A 19,306-nucleotide genomic window follows, 5' to 3' on the forward strand; every position below is an offset into this window, starting at 1 on the left:
CTCGCTCCCATCGCCTACATCCCGGCCTACTGGGGCATGCTTCTGCTGGTGGGCGGAGCCGCGGCACTGGTGTTCTACGTCGTCTGGCGGAGCCTCAACGGCGATACCCGCACCTGGGCGGTCCTGCCGCACTTCCCGCTCCAGGTCTCCCACCACAACACCTGGCCGTTCATGCTGGCGATGATCGGCATCGGGTTGGTGACCCTGCTGCCCACCGTGTTCTTCGAGGCCTGGGCTATGGAAGGGGCCCGGCAGTCCGTCTGGAACGTGTTCCTGGTCCCGGCGGCGCTGGTGGCACTGTCCTTCTTCTGGTGGCCGCTGGCGTGGACGCCGACTTGGTTCAAGAACTGGGCACTCCGCTCGAAGATCGATCCGGAGACCAACCCCTGGACCGATGCGGCGAGCTCGGCCAGGCGGCTCGTCGTCCCGAGCACGCGCACTCCCGACGCGCGGAGGAAGCGCTTCTCCGGGTCGTCGTCGACGAACCCCACAGGCCTGTACGGGCTCTCCGGATCCGCGAGCATCTGCCTCACGAGCGAGATTCCCGCATCGCCCGCACCGATGACGATGACGGGAGATCCGGCGGAGGGACGCTGTGCGCTGTCGTGTGCGAGGCGGACCAGGTAGCGGCTGCCGCCCATGAGTGTGAGGGCGCCGAACGCCGCGAGCAGGACGATGGACGGCGCCTCCGTCGTCGCTACGACGAGCACACCGCCGATGACGAGCGCCGAGGTGGCCGCCGCTCCCAGCTCGGAGAAGCTGCCGTAGAGGTACCGCCGGCGGTAGAGCCGCAGCACCCAGCCGATCAGCACCTGCAGCACGCAGGCGATCGCGATGAGGGAGGCGACGTGCCACCAGGGCACCGTCCGCACCTCGACGATCGTCCAGGCACCGACCAGCGCCACGGTCCACGCCGCGCAGTCGATGACCGACTGCAGCGCGTATCTGCGGGACCACGTCCCGCGCACCAGCCGCTGCCCCACACCACTCCATGAACCCGTGATCGCCCCTGAGAGCATCGGTTCTCCGATGACCGTCATGGTCCCTCCCCACATCCTTGTGTCCTGTACCCCTGGGCAGGAGCGACTCGGACGAGTGCTTCGCCGCCAGGCGGTGACACGCCACAGTAGGCAGGAGAAGAGGGGCGGAAGGGCGGTTCCGGGAGCGCTCTGCGGGGCCCCACACCGGTGATGCGGCAATCCGCGAGGGGTGGCCGGCCGGACGAGCGCGGCCTTGGGCGCGAAGGAGCCCCCGGGAGTCTCCGTACGAGAGGAGGCCCCAGGGGCTCTGAGAGAGGAGCCCCGGCTCAGCCCGGGATGGGCTCAGCCGGGGAACGGCTCAGCCGGGGACGGGCTCCTGGACCCCGGTGAGCTTCGCGACGAGCTCGGTGCGCGAACGGACTCCGAACCGTCGGTAGATGCCTGTGAGTCGGATCTCGACTGTGCGGAGCGAGACGAAGATCTTCTCCGCGATCTCGCGATTGCGGCAGCCCTCGCGCACCAGGTCGACGACCGTCCGCTCCTCGTCGCTCAACTGGGTGAGGAGGGTGTTCTCCTGCCGTACGGGCACGTCCCGCACCTCGACGGGAGTCAGTGACCTGGTCCGCGCGCGGTCCCCTGTGCGCTCGTAGAGCGTGAGCGCTGCGAGCGTCCGCGCCTTCTCATGGTCGGAATCCACCGGCCTCCACCCGCGCAGCAGCCGGCGGAAGATCTCGAGCGACTCCGCTCCGCTCGCCAGCAGCGCCTCGCAGCGCTGTGCGGAGAGGTCGCCCCAGCGCGAGGGGAAGCGGTTGAGCCGCGAACGGAATCGCTGGAGCACCAGCACCGCGTGCTCGCGCCGCCCCACGCGGATGAGCGCTTCGATGAGGTCCGGCTCGTGACGGATGACCGTGGGGTCGATGTCCCCGGGCGCCAGTTCATCGCAGCGCTGGAGGTGGCGCACCGCCTCCGTCGGCAGACCGACGGCCAGGAGGTGGCTCCCCTGCAGGCCGCTGAGCAGGGCGAGCGCGCCCCTGTTCCCCGTGGCCGAGGCGCGGCGGACGAGCTCCTGCTCGACCTCTTCCGCGTCGCTCTCCCTGCCTCGTGCGTAGAGCCGCCAGCACTCGAGGAGCAGTCTCTGGTCCTCGCGGGTCGACTGGCCGGGGATGCGCCGGCGGTTCGCCTGGCGGCCGAGGTCCTGCAGAAGGTGGAGGTTGCCGACGCGGATCTCCAACTCCGCCCGCAGGATCGGCACGATGGGGTACCAGAGGGACTGCGTGCTCAGGCGCCGTTCGATCAGCTCGAAGATCTCGCGAGCCTCTGTGAAGTGCTCGGAGTAGGTGAGGGCGCGGGCCGCCGTGATCGCGGTGAAGGCCGGCATCAGTGCTCGACGCGGCGCCAGCAGTGTCCGATACACGGCCAGCGCGTGCTCGCCGTCACCGCGGTACCCGTCCAGCATGACGCGGGCGCAGTCGCGCATCATGCGCGTCATGGCGCTGAAGGACTCGCTCAGCTCGTCCGCAGCGGCGATCAGCTCTTCCGCTTCCGCGAGTTCGAACCGCTCCGCGTGGCAGAGCGCCAGCGTGAGCTGGACCCGCGCCACGGCGTCCGGGGCCTCGTCGATCTCCGCCGCCCCCCACAGGTGGCGGACGCCCGCGGGAACCGCCTCGCGCCGGAAGAAGTCAGCTTGGATCGTGAGGGCGAGTGCGCGCATCTGCAGCTCGGTGTCCTCGTTCGCCTTCGCGAAGCGGGCGTACCGCTCTGCGAACACGAGGTCGCCGTTCAGCGCCAACTCCTCTGCCAGGCCCAGCAGTCGGCGCGCGATCACAGCCGTATTCGGCGCGAGCATCAGGGCACGCTCAGCGAAGGACACCCCCGCGTCCGCGTGGCCCGCGATGATGAGGCTCCGCGCATCGCGGAGCAGTGTGGACGGGGCGTCCTCGCAGAATTCCGTGAACGACAGGTGCCAGCGGGTGATCGCGTCGTCGATGGAAGCCGCAGCCCGCGTGGGGGCCAACGCCGATGCCGAGGCGGTCGCCGGCACAGCCTCCGAGGCGGAGGTCCCCAAGCCCACGGTCGCCTCGGCGACTGCGGACTCCGAGGCGACCAGGACCTCGGCGACGAGCGCCTTCCGCAGCGCACTGCGCTGGCCGGCGGTCATCCCCCAGTGCAGGGTCGAACGCAGGAGCGGATCCCCCATGCGCAGGTACGAGCTCTCCTGCTCGAGCGTTCCGCGGGAGATGAGGTCGTAGATCTCCTCCCAGACATGGGCGAAGCGGCGCTGGAGTGCGACGACGGGTGTGAGCGGAGCGAGCGCGATGATGCGCAGCACCTCGAGTGCCTCGTCGGAGACGTCGGCGATCTGGGCGAGCGAAGCGCGTGCGGTCACATCGCTCGTGCGGACGGGACGCGGGAACGGCGCCTCCCCACGGCGCTGCCGCGCGGTCATGGTCGTGAGGATGTTCTGGAGGACGACCGGATTGCCGCCGGAGGCGACTGCAGCGGTGGCAGCCGCGTCCTCGCTGATCGTCTCCTGCACCATCTCGTGGGCGAGTTCGATGGTCGTCATCCGATCGAGCGGCTCCAGCTCGATGACGGGGATGCCGGACATCGGACCGTCCTCGGCGAGGCGGCGGGCCGTGACGACTGCCCGCATCGGCGAGCTCGACATGCGCCGCAGGATGTGGCCGATGATCTCCTGGGATTCCTGGTCCAGGTAGTCGATCCCGTCGATCACCACCAGCACGCTGCGGGGCAGCCCCGCAGCGAGGATGCGATCAACCGCGGCGTCCGCGCGTTCCGCCGCCGTGAGGTCGCTCTCCGCGAGGACCATGAGGTCGGATACGAGCCCGTGGTCTCCGAGGATCCGCAGCGCGGCGAGGGCGACCCGCACACCTGACAGTCGGATGTTGGAATCCGCGCGGCTGCACGGTACGCGGACGATCGCCGCATCGATGTCGCGGAGAAGGGCGTTGACGAGTGCGGTCTTGCCCATGCCCGGGCCGCCGACCACCGCCACGTTGAGACGCTGGTCGATCTTCGCGCGCAGGCGGACGAGCTCGCGCTGTCGCACTTCGAAACCCATGACAGAACCTCCACGTTCAGACCGGACAGGCCGACGGGTGAAGGGATTCTCACCCGACCTGCGGGCATGAGCACAGCCGCGCAGGCATCGGCCGAAAGGTGTCCGGTGAACGCATTTCTATCCGAACTGCGAAGGGTCTTCAACTACTCGTGGGAACCCGCAATCCGCCCCTTCCCGATGCGGATCCCGGTTCGTGACCAGACCGTGCTCGTCATGTGGTGCGCACTGTGCAGACGCGTCGGCAGGGCGGGTCAGGGGAGTGCTTCCACGACGCACCGGACAGCAGGCGGTGCAGAAACGCACCGATCACGCACGATGTTCTACTGCGGCGGCAGACGCGAATGGCGGCTCGATCAGCGCATCGCGTCCCCATGGATCGACAAGATGTGTTGTCTCTCTGAGTGCTTCCACGCCCAGAGAGACGATTCACCCCTTTGGTCCACCGGTTGGTCCACTCGTAAGATGTGCGGTTTCCCGCAGCGGGCGCTCGGTTCCTCGAGGGACGGCCTCACGGTTCGAGGGCACGCCGGGGGCATCCGTCCCTCGAACCGTACGGATGTCCCTCGGCAGAGAATGGGCGGGGCGGGGGATGGCCGGGGCGGGGGATGGCCGGGGCGCCGGGGCCGGCCTCCCGTCAGCTGTGCAGGCGCACGTATCGGTCCAGCCGGTCGAGGCCGGAGGGAATCCGGACCCCGCCGCCGAGGCCGCCCGTGCCGGATCGTGCCGACCCCACGTCGCCGTCCGGACCGGTGGCCTCACTCGCGCCGGCGGGCTCGGAAGTTTCACCCGCACTCTCGCCCGTGCCGCCGGGCCCGGAGGCTGCTGTCATCGCGGCGCGCAGGGTCGCGTGGACCGCGTCCTCGTCGAAGTCCTCGCCGATCGCCACGAGTTCACTCGTGACAAGACGGCCGTGGCTGCCGTGATCGTCGTGGTCGCCGTGGTCGCCGTGGTCGTCGTGAGTGCCGTGACTGCCCGCAGCGCTGTGACCCTGCGCGCTCGTCACCCGCGCCGGCACCGCAGACACGTACACGCTCGGGCCGACCGCCTGGACGATGAACCTCCGGATCGCCTTCCCGTCCGCGACCGCGATGGTCCCCTTCACCCGGTAGATTCCCGGTGGCGGATCCTCCACGAAGTCCAGGACGCCGGCCGGGTCGGCGCACCCCTCCATGCGGACCGTCACGGAGCGGGCGTGGCGATGCGGGACCCCGGTCTGGTCGATCTCCGCCAATGCGGCGGCTTCCCGTTCCGAGTACTCCTGGCGCAGCAGGTCCCACACGGGCAATTCGCCCTGCACCTCGGTGACCCCGGTCGGCTCGTCCGCACTCCACTCCGGCGCACCACTCCCCTCAGACACAGCGCTCCCCCGCCCCGCGACCGCATCCACACCCGCGCCCACACCCGCGCTCACATCCACGATGAGTGCCGGGTCGAGCCGCCCGAACACGGTCCCCGTCACGAGGACGCGCGGGTTGCGCTGGTGCACGCGCCGGCGGATCGCTTCGACAGCCGCCTCGCGCTCCTCCACCGGCAGGAGGTCGAGCTTGTTGACGACCACCAGCGTCGTCGCCGCGTAGCGCACGGGCGGCAGGGATCCGATGTCGACGGTCTCCTCGTGCATGAGCGCATCGACGATGTCGACCACACCCGCGAGGTGGAACCGATGGTGTCCCCACTGACTCACCATCCGCGCGAGCGTGAGGGGCTCCGCGATCCCGCTCGCCTCGACGATGATCGCGTCGAGCTCCAGTCGCGGATCGGCGAGAGACGCCAGCGCACCCTCGAGTGCGCTCGTGTCACTGAGGCAGCACACGCAGCCGCCGGCGATCGAGACTGGCTCGTCGACCTGTCCGGCGACAAGCCCCGCATCGACGTTGAGATCGCCGAAGTCGTTGACGACGACGCCCACACGGGAATCGGGGTGCCGCAACAGGTGGTTGAGGATGCTCGTCTTCCCCGCACCCAGGTATCCGGTCAGCAGGATGACGGGGACGGCGGGGCTCCAGGGAGTGCGGCTCACAGCTCCCCAGGATACGGGCACACGCGCAGCCGCGGACGGGCGGACCACAGACGTGCGCACCACGGATCCGCGCACACTGCCTCGCATGTCCACTGTCTCGCGAGACAATGGACGCATGACGTCTCCCCAGTCCGACTCCTCTGACCAGCCGGCACCACTCACCACGCTCACCGCCCACCAGATCGTCGCTCACGCCCGCTTCAGCGAGCCGGGCATCGACAAGTCGAGCGCCCTCATGCTGCTGTTCTTCGTGACCGGATGGCTGGAGGAATGGAACGGGCGCCGCGTGGTCGATGCGGACTTCGAGGCCTGGCAGCACGGACCCACCGACCCCGCCGCGCACGCCCGCTTCGCTGAGACCCTGCCCAAGCGCCTGCGCCTTCCCGACGATCAGATGCTGGAGCTCCAGGTCGAGGCCGTCGTCATGTGGGGCCTGGGCGGCAAGCCCGGGCAGCGGAAGCCGGTCCATTCGAGCGCGCTGATCAGCGCCGCGAAGGCGACTCGCGCCTACGAAGAGGCGGCGGGGGCCGGGAGGCCGGCCTTCGCCTCGGGCCCGGAGATCCCGGCCGTCCTCGTGACGCGGGCGTTCCGCGAACTCGCCGAGGCCGTGGCCGCCGGAACAGCAGACGGACCCTCCCAGCCCGGCGAGGAGGAGCGTGCCGAGGCGGACCGCCAGGCCGAGGCCAAGCGGCTGCGCGCTCAGCTGGCCGAACGCTTCGACACGGGTCCGGGCCTCACCGAGGCCTAAGAGCCACCGCCCGCCGGAACGCCGACCCGCCAGCCCTCCGGCCCGCCAGCCCTCCGAGTGAGTGCAACCCGGCCCGGAACGCGCACGTGGGGGGCCGGGTTGTACTCACTCGGCGCAGATTGGGGGTGGGCGGCGCAGTGTGGATCACCGCTGGCAGGCGTCTCAGCACGCCGTCCCGGCATTTTGACCGGCGACCCGCACTGTGGTCTATTGATCTCTGTATCCAGCACTTGCTGAACGTTCGCTCTGTTTCGAAGGGGAAACATGACTCTCACGAAGTACCGGCCACTGCTGTCAGTCTGCGCAGCCACCGCGAGCCTCGCACTCCTCAGTGCGTGCGGAGGAGCTGTCGGGAGCGCTGGAGGCGGAGGAACCGCAGACGGGTTCGAGTACGCGGCCGCTCAGGCGGATGTCGACACCGCGATCGCGGACCTCGACCCGATCACGCTCACCATCCAGCCCTACGCAGCATCCCCGGACGCTGCGGCCGCCGTCGCAGAGAAGTCCTTCATGGACGCCGTGGAGGAGCGCTCCGGCGGCAAGATCAGCTTCGACGTGGCGTGGGGTCAGTCCATCGCTCAGTACGCAGAGGTCGACGACGCACTGGCCGATGGCCGGTTGGACCTCGCCTACAGCGTGCCCATCTACTTCCCCGCCGAGTACCCACTGGTCGACGCGTACAACAAGCTGAGCCACTACACGAGCTCCGCACCTCTGACGGGTGAGGCGATCACGCAGGCGCAGATGAGCGAGGCCGCGTGGAACAACGATGCCGTCCTCGCCGAGTACGAGGAGAACGGCGTCGTCCCCCTCAACCCGCTCGTCTCGTCCGGGAACTACTGGGCGGCCTGCAACGCGCCCGGATCGGAGTCGGATGACTGGCAGGGGCGGCAGATCCGGATCGGCGGCTCCGCGCAGACGCCCATCTCGGAGAACCTGGGCGCGTCACCGGTGTCCATGGAGTACGGCGAGGTCTTCGAGGCCCTGCAGCGCAGCACCGTCGACTGCACCTTCATCCAGGGCATGGTCGCCGGCTCCACCGGCCTGCTGGAGGTCGCGCCGCACTTGTCGACACTGGGTGAGGACCGCTTCACGGGCGCCGTGACAGCGGGACACGTCGCGGGATCGTCCTTCGAGACCCTGCCGCTGCCGTACCAGCAGATCATCTTCGACGCCGCGAACATCGACTGGTTCCACGGACAGATCTCCGCCGTCGTCGGGTCCAGCGCGGACGCGGTGGCCGACGTCCGCGAAGCCGGCGGCGAGTTCACGGACATGTCGGACGAGGCCCGCGACACCGTCCTCGAGACGCAGGAGGACCTCGTCGACGGACTCATCGCGGACGGCGTCATCGAGGAAGAGATCCGCACCGGCCTGCAGGACCGCGCCGAGCACTGGGCGAGCGTCGTCGACGAGCTGGGCTACACCGACGACGGTGACGTGGCAGACCTCGACGAGTGGTACGACCAGGAGGCGACAGACTTCCGACCCCTGGCCGAGCAGGTCTACCAGGAGGGCGCCCTGGCCCACCGACCGGAGTGACCCGGACGGGCCCCTGCCCGTCCCCGGGGTGACCCGCGCGCTCACCCCAGAAAGACACCTCGAGTCGCAAACTGCAGTGCTATGACACTGCGGTTTGCGACTCGAGGTGCGCTTACGTGCGATCGCGCCCACCGGACGCCCCGGCCGAGCCTGTGTCCGTGCCGGATGCCAGTCTGGGACACATGCCCCGGCCGGACGGAGGGAAGGCCGTCCCGGCCGGGGCCCGCTCAGCGTCGACGACTGCCAGGCGCCGCCAGCCTGCTCAGCGTCGAAGCCTCTCGGGCCCCAGCAGTCGTTCAGTCCTCGAACAGGATGACCTGCCGGACCGCCTCACCGTCGGCCAGGCGGTCGAGCGCCCCGTTGATCTCGTCGAGCGTGATCGTCGAGGAGATGAGTTCGTCGACGGGCAGGCCCTCGTCGCGCCACAGCTTCTCGTAGACGGGGATGTCCTTTGACGGAACCGCGGATCCCAGGTACGAGCCCACGATCGTCCGCGCCTCCGCCGTGAGTGTCAGCGGGGTGATCACTGATTCTGCCTGCGGCGACGGCAGTCCGACCGTCACCGTCTTGCCGCCCACTCCGGTCGCCTTGAACGCGGTCTCGAACGCCTTGGGGTGGCCCGCCGCCTCGATGACGATGGGCGCCTTCACCCCGTTCTCCTCGAGCTGTGCGGGGGTGTAGACCTCATCGGCCCCCAGCTCCTTCGCACGGGTCAGCTTCGATTCGTTGGCGTCGACACCGATGACCTTCCCCTTCTTCAGCGACACCGCCGTGATGAGCGCGGCCATGCCGACACCGCCCATCCCCACGATCATGATGGCGTCGCCGTCCTGCGGATCGCCCGCGTTGATGACGGCACCGCCGCCGGTCAGCACGGCGCAGCCCAGGACCGCCGCGATCTCCGGCGGCACGTCATCGCCGACCGGCACGACGGAGCTGCGGTGCAGCACCGCGTGCGTCGCGAAACCGGAGACGCCCACGTGGTGGTAGACCTCGTCGTCACCCTCGTGCAGGCGCATGTGGTCGCCCACCAGCGTGCCGGCGTTGTTAACCGCGGTGCCGGGGATGCACGGCAGCTTGCCGTTCGTGAGGCAGTTCTCGCACTCGCCGCAGCGCGGCAGGAAGACAGTGCTCACCTGCTGGCCGGCCGTCAGGTCGGTGATGTTCTCCCCCACCTTCTCCACCACGCCCGAGGCCTCGTGGCCCAGGAGCATCGGTGTGGGCCGCGGCCGGTTGCCGTCGACCACGGACAGGTCGGAATGGCAGAGGCCCGCCGCGCGGATCCTGATGAGCACTTCGTCCGGGCCCGGCCCATCGAGCTCGAGGTCGACGATCCGCAGGGGCTTGCTGTCCGCGTACGGCCGCTCTGCCGTGCCGACGGAATCGAGTACTGCGCCAGTGATCTTCATCGTGGTCTCCTCCGTGGATCTCATCTGTCGTTGTCCTACCGTCACAAGCCTCGATCAGCGAGTGGCGGATCGATCAGTCGTCCGCATGCCGACACATCAGTCACTGATGACGATGCCGGCGCGCGTCACCTTCCGTGCAGCGGCCTGCGCAAGCGCCTCCTCCACCTCATCCAGCGTGAAGTCCTTGTCGACGAGGGACTCCCAGGGGAAGTGCGGCGTGTCCGCGACGAACCGGATCGCTCGTCCCAGCACATTCTGCGGATAGCGGATGGCGGCACGGATCTGCACACCCGTGCGCGTGAAGAGGCCCGGGTCGAAGTCCGTGTACTTGTGCGGCGTGATGTTGCCGATCTCGACGAAGATCCCGCCGGCGCGCGTCATGCGCACGCCTTCCGAGAATGCCGACGGCACACCCGTGAGGTCGATGACCACGTCCGCGCCGCCGTCCGTCAGGTCCTTCACGAGGTCCACGCGGCCATCCGAACCGTCCGCCTGGGTGAGGTCGACGGTGTGGTGGGCGCCGAACTCCTTGACCTTCTCCAACCGCTGCGGCGCCATCTCCGCCACCCACACGGTCGCCCCGAAGCTGCTCGCGACGGCCGAGGCGCACACGCCCAGGCCGCCGGCCCCCAGGATGACGACCTTGTCGTCGTAGGACACCTCACCGACGAGGCATCCGTAGAACACCTGCGACAGTGCGCAGTTCACGCTCGAGGCCGCCTTGCTGGTCACGCCCTCCGGCACCTTGTACACCGCGAAGCTGGGTCCGACGACGTAGTGCGTGCCGAACGTGCCGTGGAAGTGGGGCGCTTCGTCCGCCTGCTTCGACCAGCCGGTATAGGCGTTGCGGCAGATGTTGGGGTGGCCGTTGTTGCATTCAGGGCAGCGCCTGCACGCCTGGAAGTACGTCGACACGACGCGATCGCCCACGGACAGCGGTTCACCCGCGAAGTCCGCCGTGACGCCTTCGCCCAGGGCGTGGACGCGGCCGATCCCCTCGTGCCCCATGACGCAGCCGGGACCCACCAAGGGGTGACCGCCGTTCAGGATGTGCACGTCGGATCCGCACACGTTCGCGCGGATCATCTCCAGCACCAGTCCGCCCGCAGGCGGATCCGGGACATCGTATTCGCGGGCAGCGATGCTCCCCACGTCCTCGAGAACAAGATTCCGTCCAGTGACCATGCACACCCACCTCGTCGTGCGGCGCCGGAGCGCCGAGTGATGCCAGCCCATCTCGAAGGACCGGCCCTTGCGAAGCTACTCAAATATATTCCGACCGTCAAGAGGTATATGCATACGCGCATGCTTCGATTCGGAACCTGGGGCGAGGCCCTTGACTCCTGAGCGATCTGAAATATATTTGAACGTGCGGTGGGTTCCCTACGCGGAGTCCAGCAACGACTCCGACGGGGGCTCGTCGTGGACGCAGCGCACGGAACGCCGCACAGCACCGCACGGAACGTCACGCCTTCAACGACGAAGCAGAAGCGAGAGGGAGATTCCGATGGCCACTCCAGACATGAAAGTGCACATCCTCGAGTCCGGGACGATGGAAGCCGACCGCACCTGGCTGCTCCTGGCACCGCACACCGTCATCAAGACGCGCGAGCATAAGAACGATCCCCGCGCATGGGGCCAGGTGCCCACACATGCGGTCTACATCGACCATCCGGAGGGCAAGATCCTCTGGGACACCGGCGTCCCCCGGAACTGGCAGACGCACTGGGAACCCACGGGCTTCCACGAGTTCTTCCCCGTCCTCGACGACCCGGAGGGCGACTCCGGCTACCTCGATTCCAGCCTGTCCCAGATGGGCCTCGCTCCGGACGACATCGACATCCTCGTCCTCTCGCACCTGCACTTCGACCACGCGGCGAACGCCAAGATGTTCGACAACGGCAAGACGCGCATCGTGACGAGCCAGGCGGAGCTCGACGGGGTCGCGGACATCTCGGGCTACAACAAGGGCGCCCACATCCCGGACGACTACAAGGGCCTGAGCATCGGCGGGATCACCGGTGACGACGAGATCGTCCCCGGCGTCTCCGTCATCCAGACCCCGGGACACACATGGGGGACGATGTCGCTGCGCGTGGACCTGCCGAACGAGGGCACGAAGATCTTCACTTCGGATGCGGTGTACATGGAGGAGTCCTACGGGCCTCCGGCCATCGGCGCGGCGATCGTGTGGAGCTCGCTCGACTGGCTGGAGTCCGTGGAGAAGCTGCGGCGCATCGAGCAGGAGACGGGCGCGGAGATGATCTTCGGCCACGACGAGGCACAGCGCCAGAACTTCAAGATGGGACCGGACGAGTACTACTCATGATCCTCTACGACTACAAGTGCACACGCGACCATCGCTTCGAAGCCGGTGTCGCCTCGATGTCGTCGCCCGCACCGGACTGCCCGGACTGCGGGGAGGCATCGCGCCGGGTCCTCACCACCGTGCGCACCAGCGGATTCGCGTCCGCCGGCCACAGCCGTGAGGACATGCCCAAGAGCTGGAAGGGCATGTCAGGCGGCAGCCCGGATGCGGTGAACTACTGGCGCCGCTCGATGGAGAAGCGCGAGAAGCTGGAGGAGCGCTACCCGGAGCTGGGCGGAGATCGCAGGCCGATCCTCGCGCACGAAGGGATCTTCCAGGGCAGACCTCTGCGCGCCGGCGACGACATCGGGGCATCCGTGGAGGCAGCGGTCACGGCCGACGCCAAGCAGTCGGCGTCCGCGCCGGCGGCTGGGAAGCCGCGGGCGGGCGCAGGGAAGGCGAACAGCGGAGGAAAGCCGGCCGGGACCTCGGCGGCGGGATCCACGACCGCACGGGGAGGTGCGCGGGGACGATGACTCAGACGCCCGCATTCATCGCCGGTGAGCGAGTGACCGGCGCGGACTCGTACGAGAACGTCGATCCGGCGGACGGCCACGTGATCGGTGAGGTCCTGAGGGGCACCGCCGAGCACATCGATGCGGCCGTCGCCGCGGCCCGTCGCGCGCAGCCGGAGTGGGCGGCGACGAAGCCGGAGCACCGCGCGGACGTCGCCCAGGCGTTCGCCGCGCTCGTCCTCGAGAACGTCGAGGAGCTCGCCCGCCTCGATTCGGAGGACACCGGGAAGCCGATCTCACAGGCGCGGACCGACGGGCAGGTGACCGCCCGGTACTTCACGTTCTACGGTCGAGCGATCGACTCGTACTACGGACTGCAGCTGCCGGTCGACCCGGCGTTCCACGTGTACACCCGCCGCGAGCCCCTGGGCGTGTGCGGCAGCGTCATCGCCTGGAACTATCCGCTGCAGCTGTTCGGCCGCGCGGTCGCACCCACCGTCGTCACCGGCAACGCCGTGGTGCTCAAGCCGGCCGACGAGACTCCCCGATCCGCCGTCCGCCTCGCCGAACTGGCGGTCGAGGCCGGGTTCCCGCCCGGGATCATCAACGTGGTCCCGGGGATCGGCGCCGAGGCCGGGGCCGCCCTGGCAGCCCACCCGGGCATCGACCACATGGGCTTCGTCGGGTCGAACGCGGTGGGGAAGCTCATCGCCGGATCCGCGGCGGACAACGTCGTGCCGACGACGCTCGAGCTGGGTGGGAAGTCCCCGCACGTCGTCTTCCCCGACGCCGACCTCGACCGGGTCGCGCTGTTCGCCACGAAGGGCATCCTGCAGAACGCAGGTCAGACGTGCTCGGCAGGGTCGCGCCTGCTCGTGCACAGCTCCGTCGAGGACGAGCTGCTCGAGCGACTGCGCGCCTCCTTCGAGTCGACCACGCTGGGGCCGGGATCGTCGGACCCCGACCTCGGACCGCTCATCTCGCGGAAGCAGCAGGATCGTGTGACGGGGATGGTGGAGCGGGCCTCGGGCCGTGTGGTCACAGGCGGGACCAGGCCCACCGGCTCGTCGTTGGGCGACGGCGCGTACTTCTCGCCGACGCTCATCGCGGGTGTCGAACAGGACGCGGAGATCTTCCAGGAGGAGGTGTTCGGGCCGGTCCTCGTGTCGCGCACGTTCGAGGACGAGGACGAAGCCGTGGCGCTGGCCAACGGCACGGACTACGCGCTCATGGCCGCCGTGTGGTCGCGGGACTCGTCCCGGGTGCACCGCCTGGCAGCCCGCATCCGAGCGGGCCAGGTCTACGCGAACGCCTACGGCGCCGGCGGCGGGGTCGAGTACCCTTTCGGAGGCTTCGGGAAGTCCGGCTACGGCCGGGAGAAGGGCTATGAATCGCTCGACGCGTACACGGCGACGAAGACGGTGCTCGTCAGTCTGTGACGAGTGGTGCGCGGGGCGGTCGATCGAGTGCATCGGCCGCCCCGCGCACTGCTGGTAGCGGCGATCAGGCGACTGCAGAGGAAGCGAACGGGCAATGGGACGAGACAGCGGGCACGCGCACCACGGCACGGTGACCGAGCGCGATCGCCGGTATGGGACCTCGGCGTCGATCGTCGCATCTGACATCGGGGAGAACATCATCTCGGGGCACCTGCCCCCCGGCAGCTCTCTGCGCGTCCACGAACTCGCCTCGCAGTACGAGATGTCGCTGACGCCCGTCCGCGAGGCGATGCAGCGGCTCGTGACGGAGGGCCTGGTCGCGCGCCGGCCAGGGGTGGGCTTCGCCGTGGCTCCGCTCACGGGCGACGACATCCGCGACGTGTTCCTCACGCTGGGATTCGTGAGCGGTGAGCTCGCAGCGCGGGCGATGGACGCGCTGACCGATGCGCAGCGGACCGAGCTCAGGGCGCTCCACCACGAATCGATCGCGATGCTCCACCGCGACGCCGCGAACGGTCTGGACTCGCGCAATCGCGCGTTCTACTCGCTCATCAACCACGCCTCGCGCTCCCCCAAGCTGCGGTGGACGGCAGGGCTGTGCATCCGGTTCGTCCCGCGCACCCTGTACTCGGACATCCCGGGCTGGCCGGAGATCACGGTGGACGGACAGCGGAAGGTCCTCGAGGCGCTCGATGCCGGAGACGTCCGGGCCGTGCGCGAGGCGACCCGCGACTTCCACCACCGCGCAGGCGAAGCGCTCGCGGAGAACTTCTCGGAGAACCTGCGCGTGCGCTCCGCGGTCTGATGTTCCGGCCGTTCAGCAGTTTTGCCGCCTGAGTATCATTTGATGATCATTAGTGATGCACGGCTCAGTAGTCCGCTACGATGTGCCCGGGTCCACCCGACCGGTCGACGACGATGGCAGGAGCACACGAGCACACATGATCAGGCTGAAGAATCGTGCACACAGGCGCGCTCGGGCGACGTCTGTGGTCGCCGCTGTCGCTGCCGGGGCTCTCGTGCTGTCGGGCTGCGAGGCGCAGAACAATGTGGTCGGTGGCCTGCCGGACCCGCTTGTCTTCACCACGTACGGCACGACCACGGGTTCGTACGCAGATCTGGCCGGCGTGACCGACCGGGTGTCGCTGGAGACCGGCGCACGGCTGCGCATCATCACGTCCGATACGTCCGTGGGTCGGCTGGCGGCGCTGCGGGCAGGCGCGGCGAAGGTCGGCCGTCTGGGTGACGAGTACATCTTCGGCTTCGAGGGCGTCAACGAGTTCGCGAACGAGGACTGGGGGCCGCAGGACATCCGCGTCGTCTGGGCTCCGCTGTCACCGCACGGCGTCATGACGCGCACGGGCGACGGCATCGAATCGATGGCCGATCTCGAGGGGATGCGCGTGCCCCTGTACACCGCCAACCCGTCTGCCAACGCGAAGGTGCAGGCGCTGCTCGCGCACGGCGGCCTCACCCTGGACGACGTCGAACTCGTGAATGTGGGCTACGGCGAGCAGGCCTCCGCGATGCAGGACGGGCAGATCGACATGATCTACGGCGCGGTCTACGGCGGCTCCCTCTACGAGCTCGCGTCGAATGTCGACGTCGAATGGGTCGACCTGGACGCGGATGACGAGGAGGCGGTCGAGCGCATGCAGGCGGTCGTCCCGGCGCTGAATGTGGGCTCCTTCGACCGCGCTCCGGCGCAGGAAGAGGGCGAAGAGAGCAACGGCGTCCTCTACAGCGTCGCGATCGCAGCGTACGACGACATGCCGGAGGATCAGATCTACACGCTGATCGAGGCGATGGCGAAGACGTACCCGGAGTACAAGGACACGACGATCAGCCTGCCGCGCTGGGAGCCCGAGCAGGTCCTCGACGTCCCCACGGAGACGCCGTTCCACGAGGGCACGATCCGCTGGCTCGAGGAGCACGACCGCTGGAGCGATGAGGCGCAGGCGAAGCAGGACGAGCTCATCGAGCGGGGCGAGCGCCTCGACGAGGAGTGGGCGAAGTTCATGGAGACGGACCCGTCCGATGAGGACACGTACCGCCTGTGGCTCGAATGGAAGCGGGACAACGGGCTGGCCAAGGAGTCGGAGGAGATCACGAGCGGCTTCTTCTGAGGCCGTGCGCGGGCCGGGGCTCTCGTCCGTCCCCTCCGGCCCCTCCCCACCCTCCCCTCCTCACCGTCCCGTCCTCGCCGAGACGCCGGTTACCGGTACGAAACACCGTGCCAGGGCGCGGCGTTTCGTGTCGGTAGCCGGCGTGTGGGCACCTGTAGGAATCGACGAGGCGCGACGTGCCCACCCGAGGTCACAATCACGTGCACGCTCCATGCTCTATCCACAGGGATATGAGGGCTCTTGAACCTCTTCTGTCTGCGCGCGACCGTCGGTGCATGGACGTCATCATCACTCGAGCGGACCTTCACCGCGCGGGGTTCTCACGGTCTCTGGTCACCGATGCACTCCGCTGCTGTCTCATACGAGTCCGACGCGGTCTGTACGTCGTCCGGCCAGACTGCCCGCGCAGATCGCATGCCGCACTGGCACTGCTGAAGCAGCGCTCAACCGGGGACCTCATCGATCTCGATGTGAAAGGGCTCCGTGGTCATGCAGCGAGGCTGCGGATCCTCACGCGGACATACGTGGACGACCTCGCCGAGGACTGCACTCTGTCCCACGTCAGCGCCGCGCTCCTGTGGGGTCTGCCATTCACCCGACCGATCCAGGGTCGTGCTGAAGCCGTGCGCCCTGGGAGGTCGCGCGGTTACAAGCAGGTCATCATCCGACAGCGCGTCCTCCACCCCAGCGAAGCGACAGAGATCGACGGACTGCCTGTCACGACTGTGCGCCGGACGCTCCTGGATGTCGCCCTCGACTATCCGTTGGACGTCTCCGTGCCGATGATCGACCATGCCCTGCGCAAGGAGCTGGTGTCCACGGAGGACATCGCCGAACTGGCCAGGTCCATCCGCCGGCGCCGTGGTTCGGTGCGGGCTCGGACGGCGTTCTCTCTGGGAGACCGTGCGCGAGAGTCCCCCGCGGAGTCCATCTGCGCAGTCCGCTTCCACGAGCACGGCATCGCGGGATTCGTGCCGCAGGCCACCTTCGGTACGAAGGACGATGGCTTCATCGCTCGCGTCGACTTCCTCCATCGCGGAGCGAAGATCATCGTCGAGGTGAATGGGGAGATCAAGTACACCGACGGAGAGACAGGCGCCGCGCGTGCCCGCCGCGAACGCCGGCAGGACTACCAGCTGCGGAACCTCGGCTACCGCGTCTACCAGCTCACGTGGGCCGACCTGTTCTCGCCGTCGACGTTCCACGACATCAAGCACGCCGTCTCTCGCGCCGGCTGAGCACCAGCGATACGAAACACCGGTTACCGGTATGAAACACCGTGCCAGAGCGCGGCGTTTGATACCGGTAACCGGCGTCTCGAGGGGATACGGGGGCGCGGAAGGCGCAGCGTAGTGAGCGGCGGCCAGGAGCGCTCGGCGGCTGTCAGCGCTCAGGGGTCGGGGGCACCCGGCAGTGCTCAGGGGTCGGCAGCGCCCGTCAGCGTTCGGCCGCCAGGAGCTCCACGTAGGCGCGGGCGATCGGGTCCATCGCCTCTTGGAGGGCAGGTTCCGCGTCCGCCACCGGCGCGACGACCTCATCGACCGTCAACCCGCCCGGCAGGGAGGACCCGTCCTTCGCCCAGCCGCGCAGCAAAGCCGCATCGGCCTCGAGGTGGAACTGCGTGCCCCACGCCGACCCCACCCGGAACGCCTGGATCGGCGCGTCCGTCCCGTCGACCAGATGCGTCGCCCCGTCGGGCAGCTCCATCTGCAGCCCGTGCCACAGCACCACGGGGAACTCCGCGGGAACACGCGAGAAGAGCGGATCGTCAGCCGCCTCCGCACGCAGGTGCCCCGTCATGAGCCCCACCTGCGGAACCTCTCGCTGAACGACCGGTCGCCCAAGCGCCTCGGCGAGCATCTCGCCGCCCAGGCAGATGTTCACGCTCGTGAACTCCCCTGCGACCGACGCGAGGAGGAGCTCACGCACCGCGGGGAACCACGGGTTCTGCTCATCGTCCATCGGCCCGTCCTGACCGCCCAGGACGACGAGGCCCACCCCGGGTTCCCGCAGCTCCTCGAGCGTCGGCAGGTGGGCGAGCGCCGCGTCCCGCTCGACCGCACCGCACGACTTCGCCTCGCGGTAGGGGCGACGCACATCCAGGGTCGCCCCCGCCGCCTCCAGCCAACGACCGAATCGGCGCGCATCCGTGCCGTCCTCGTGCTCGATGACGATGATGCGAACGGTCATGGGAGTCCTTTCCGACGACGAGACGATGAGGCACAACGGGCGCGCACGGGGTCTGAGGGCTCACGATCACGGTCCGCAGCGGCCATCTCACGGTACACGGAGGGACCGCGCACTCGGCCTCGGCGTCCGGGCCACCGACGTGTGCCCGGGCCACCGGACTGTGCCTGGGACCTCGGCTGGCTTGGCTGGTCACCTCGGCGCGCTCCGTCGGGACGACGAGGGCTCAGGAACTCAGGCGCCGGGGAACAGCCCTGCCAGTTCGCGCACCGTCTCGTCGAAGAGTGCCAGCGGGTCGGAGTCCTTGCCGTCGAACTCCTCCTGCGCGAAGGACTGCCACGCGATCCGCCAGGTGGCGGTCACGACCTCCGCGACCACCAGTCCCTGGAGCGCCCCCAGAGCGTCGCGCCGCACGAGCTCTCTGCTGAGCGCCTCGACCATGCTCCGCTCCTGCCGCGCCACCACCCGCACCATCTCCGGCTCATGGACCAGCAGGCGGGAGATCCGGCGGAAGTCACGCTGCTCGACCTCGTGGGAGAAGAGCTCGCGCACCACTGCCAGCAGGTCCTCGAGGATGCCCGCGGCGCTGGTGTGCGCACTCTCGTGCCCCACCAGCGCGTCGATCAGCCCCTGCTGACCGGGCATGAGCGCGTGCTCCTTGGACGCGTAGTACCGGAAGACGGTGCGTTCGGAGACCCCCACCCGCGCAGCGATGTCCCCGATCGTCGTCGCGTCCAGGCCCTGCTGCTCGACCAGGTCCAGCGCAGCGCTCTGGATGTCGCGGAGCATGCGAGCGCGGTGCTCTTCTCGGATTCCCACGGTTCGGCTCATTTCGTGACGGAGTGCGGCCTGTCGGGCCGAGGATGCCTCCTCAGCATTATATGCGTCACACACTGACAGGTTTGGCTTATGAAAGATGTCAGACCATGACATGATGCGTGACGGTTCAC

General features: G+C 68.7%; 15 protein-coding genes. 8 read left to right on the top strand and 7 right to left on the bottom strand.

The window, feature by feature from the left end; all coding sequences use genetic code 11:
- Positions 1–74: 74 nt before the first annotated feature.
- The 3 genes from BSP109_RS07630 to BSP109_RS07640 all read right to left on the bottom strand — a co-directional run bounded on the left by BSP109_RS07630 (position 75) and on the right by BSP109_RS07640 (position 6,082).
- Positions 75–1,040 (bottom strand): hypothetical protein, encoded by a 966-nt coding sequence (locus BSP109_RS07630; RefSeq protein WP_180959648.1) that lies wholly within the window; start codon positions 1,038–1,040, stop codon positions 75–77.
- Positions 1,041–1,338: 298 nt separating this feature from the next.
- Positions 1,339–4,062 carry a LuxR family transcriptional regulator gene (locus tag BSP109_RS07635; RefSeq protein WP_101599909.1) on the bottom strand — a complete coding sequence of 908 codons (2,724 nt, stop codon included), beginning with the start codon at positions 4,060–4,062 and terminating at the stop codon, positions 1,339–1,341.
- A 634-nt stretch (positions 4,063–4,696) separates the two neighbouring features.
- Positions 4,697–6,082 carry a GTP-binding protein gene (locus tag BSP109_RS07640; RefSeq protein WP_219618513.1) on the bottom strand — a complete coding sequence of 462 codons (1,386 nt, stop codon included), beginning with the start codon at positions 6,080–6,082 and terminating at the stop codon, positions 4,697–4,699.
- 115 nt (positions 6,083–6,197) lie between these two features.
- Between BSP109_RS07640 and BSP109_RS07645 the strand changes: the two genes are divergently transcribed.
- Positions 6,198–6,830 carry a hypothetical protein gene (locus tag BSP109_RS07645; protein ID WP_101599911.1) on the top strand — a complete coding sequence of 211 codons (633 nt, stop codon included), beginning with the start codon at positions 6,198–6,200 and terminating at the stop codon, positions 6,828–6,830.
- Between the two features lie 264 nt (positions 6,831–7,094).
- Positions 7,095–8,372 carry a C4-dicarboxylate ABC transporter substrate-binding protein gene (locus BSP109_RS07650; protein WP_101599912.1) on the top strand — a complete coding sequence of 426 codons (1,278 nt, stop codon included), beginning with the start codon at positions 7,095–7,097 and terminating at the stop codon, positions 8,370–8,372.
- A 296-nt stretch (positions 8,373–8,668) separates the two neighbouring features.
- Here the strand turns inward: BSP109_RS07650 and BSP109_RS07655 are convergent, their stop codons facing one another.
- On the bottom strand, positions 8,669–9,781 hold the full coding sequence (locus tag BSP109_RS07655; protein ID WP_101599913.1) for an alcohol dehydrogenase catalytic domain-containing protein: 1,113 nt from the start codon (positions 9,779–9,781) through the stop codon (positions 8,669–8,671).
- Positions 9,782–9,877: 96 nt separating this feature from the next.
- Positions 9,878–10,966, bottom strand: a complete 1,089-nt coding sequence (locus tag BSP109_RS07660; protein WP_180959649.1) for a zinc-binding dehydrogenase — start codon at positions 10,964–10,966, stop codon at positions 9,878–9,880.
- Positions 10,967–11,288: 322 nt separating this feature from the next.
- Between BSP109_RS07660 and BSP109_RS07665 the strand changes: the two genes are divergently transcribed.
- The 6 genes from BSP109_RS07665 (at position 11,289) to BSP109_RS07690 (ending at position 17,407) form a co-directional block, all read left to right on the top strand.
- Positions 11,289–12,110, top strand: a complete 822-nt coding sequence (locus tag BSP109_RS07665) for an N-acyl homoserine lactonase family protein (RefSeq protein WP_256970136.1) — start codon at positions 11,289–11,291, stop codon at positions 12,108–12,110.
- Positions 12,107–12,625 carry a zinc ribbon domain-containing protein gene (locus BSP109_RS07670; RefSeq protein ID WP_101599915.1) on the top strand — a complete coding sequence of 173 codons (519 nt, stop codon included), beginning with the start codon at positions 12,107–12,109 and terminating at the stop codon, positions 12,623–12,625. Before BSP109_RS07665 ends, BSP109_RS07670 begins: the two co-directional genes overlap by 4 nt.
- Positions 12,622–14,043 carry an aldehyde dehydrogenase family protein gene (locus BSP109_RS07675; protein WP_087003565.1) on the top strand — a complete coding sequence of 474 codons (1,422 nt, stop codon included), beginning with the start codon at positions 12,622–12,624 and terminating at the stop codon, positions 14,041–14,043. The genes BSP109_RS07670 and BSP109_RS07675 overlap by 4 nt, the downstream gene beginning before the upstream one ends.
- Before the next feature lie 94 nt (positions 14,044–14,137).
- Positions 14,138–14,848, top strand: coding sequence for a GntR family transcriptional regulator (locus BSP109_RS07680; RefSeq protein WP_101599916.1), 711 nt, complete (start codon positions 14,138–14,140; stop codon positions 14,846–14,848).
- 136 nt (positions 14,849–14,984) lie between these two features.
- Positions 14,985–16,169 carry a TAXI family TRAP transporter solute-binding subunit gene (locus BSP109_RS07685; protein WP_101599917.1) on the top strand — a complete coding sequence of 395 codons (1,185 nt, stop codon included), beginning with the start codon at positions 14,985–14,987 and terminating at the stop codon, positions 16,167–16,169.
- 524 nt (positions 16,170–16,693) lie between these two features.
- Complete coding sequence (locus tag BSP109_RS07690) at positions 16,694–17,407, top strand: hypothetical protein (RefSeq protein WP_143275778.1); 714 nt, start codon at positions 16,694–16,696, stop codon at positions 17,405–17,407.
- 199 nt (positions 17,408–17,606) lie between these two features.
- Here BSP109_RS07690 and BSP109_RS07695 read toward each other — a convergent pair whose 3' ends face one another.
- Positions 17,607–18,359, bottom strand: a complete 753-nt coding sequence (locus BSP109_RS07695; RefSeq protein WP_101599918.1) for a type 1 glutamine amidotransferase — start codon at positions 18,357–18,359, stop codon at positions 17,607–17,609.
- 231 nt (positions 18,360–18,590) lie between these two features.
- Positions 18,591–19,175 (bottom strand): TetR/AcrR family transcriptional regulator, encoded by a 585-nt coding sequence (locus BSP109_RS07700; RefSeq protein ID WP_180959650.1) that lies wholly within the window; start codon positions 19,173–19,175, stop codon positions 18,591–18,593.
- Between the last annotated feature and the right edge of the window lie 131 nt (positions 19,176–19,306).

Source organism: Brevibacterium sp. Mu109 (genome assembly GCF_900169375.1).
Taxonomy (GTDB): Bacteria; Actinomycetota; Actinomycetes; order Actinomycetales; family Brevibacteriaceae; genus Brevibacterium; species Brevibacterium yomogidense_A.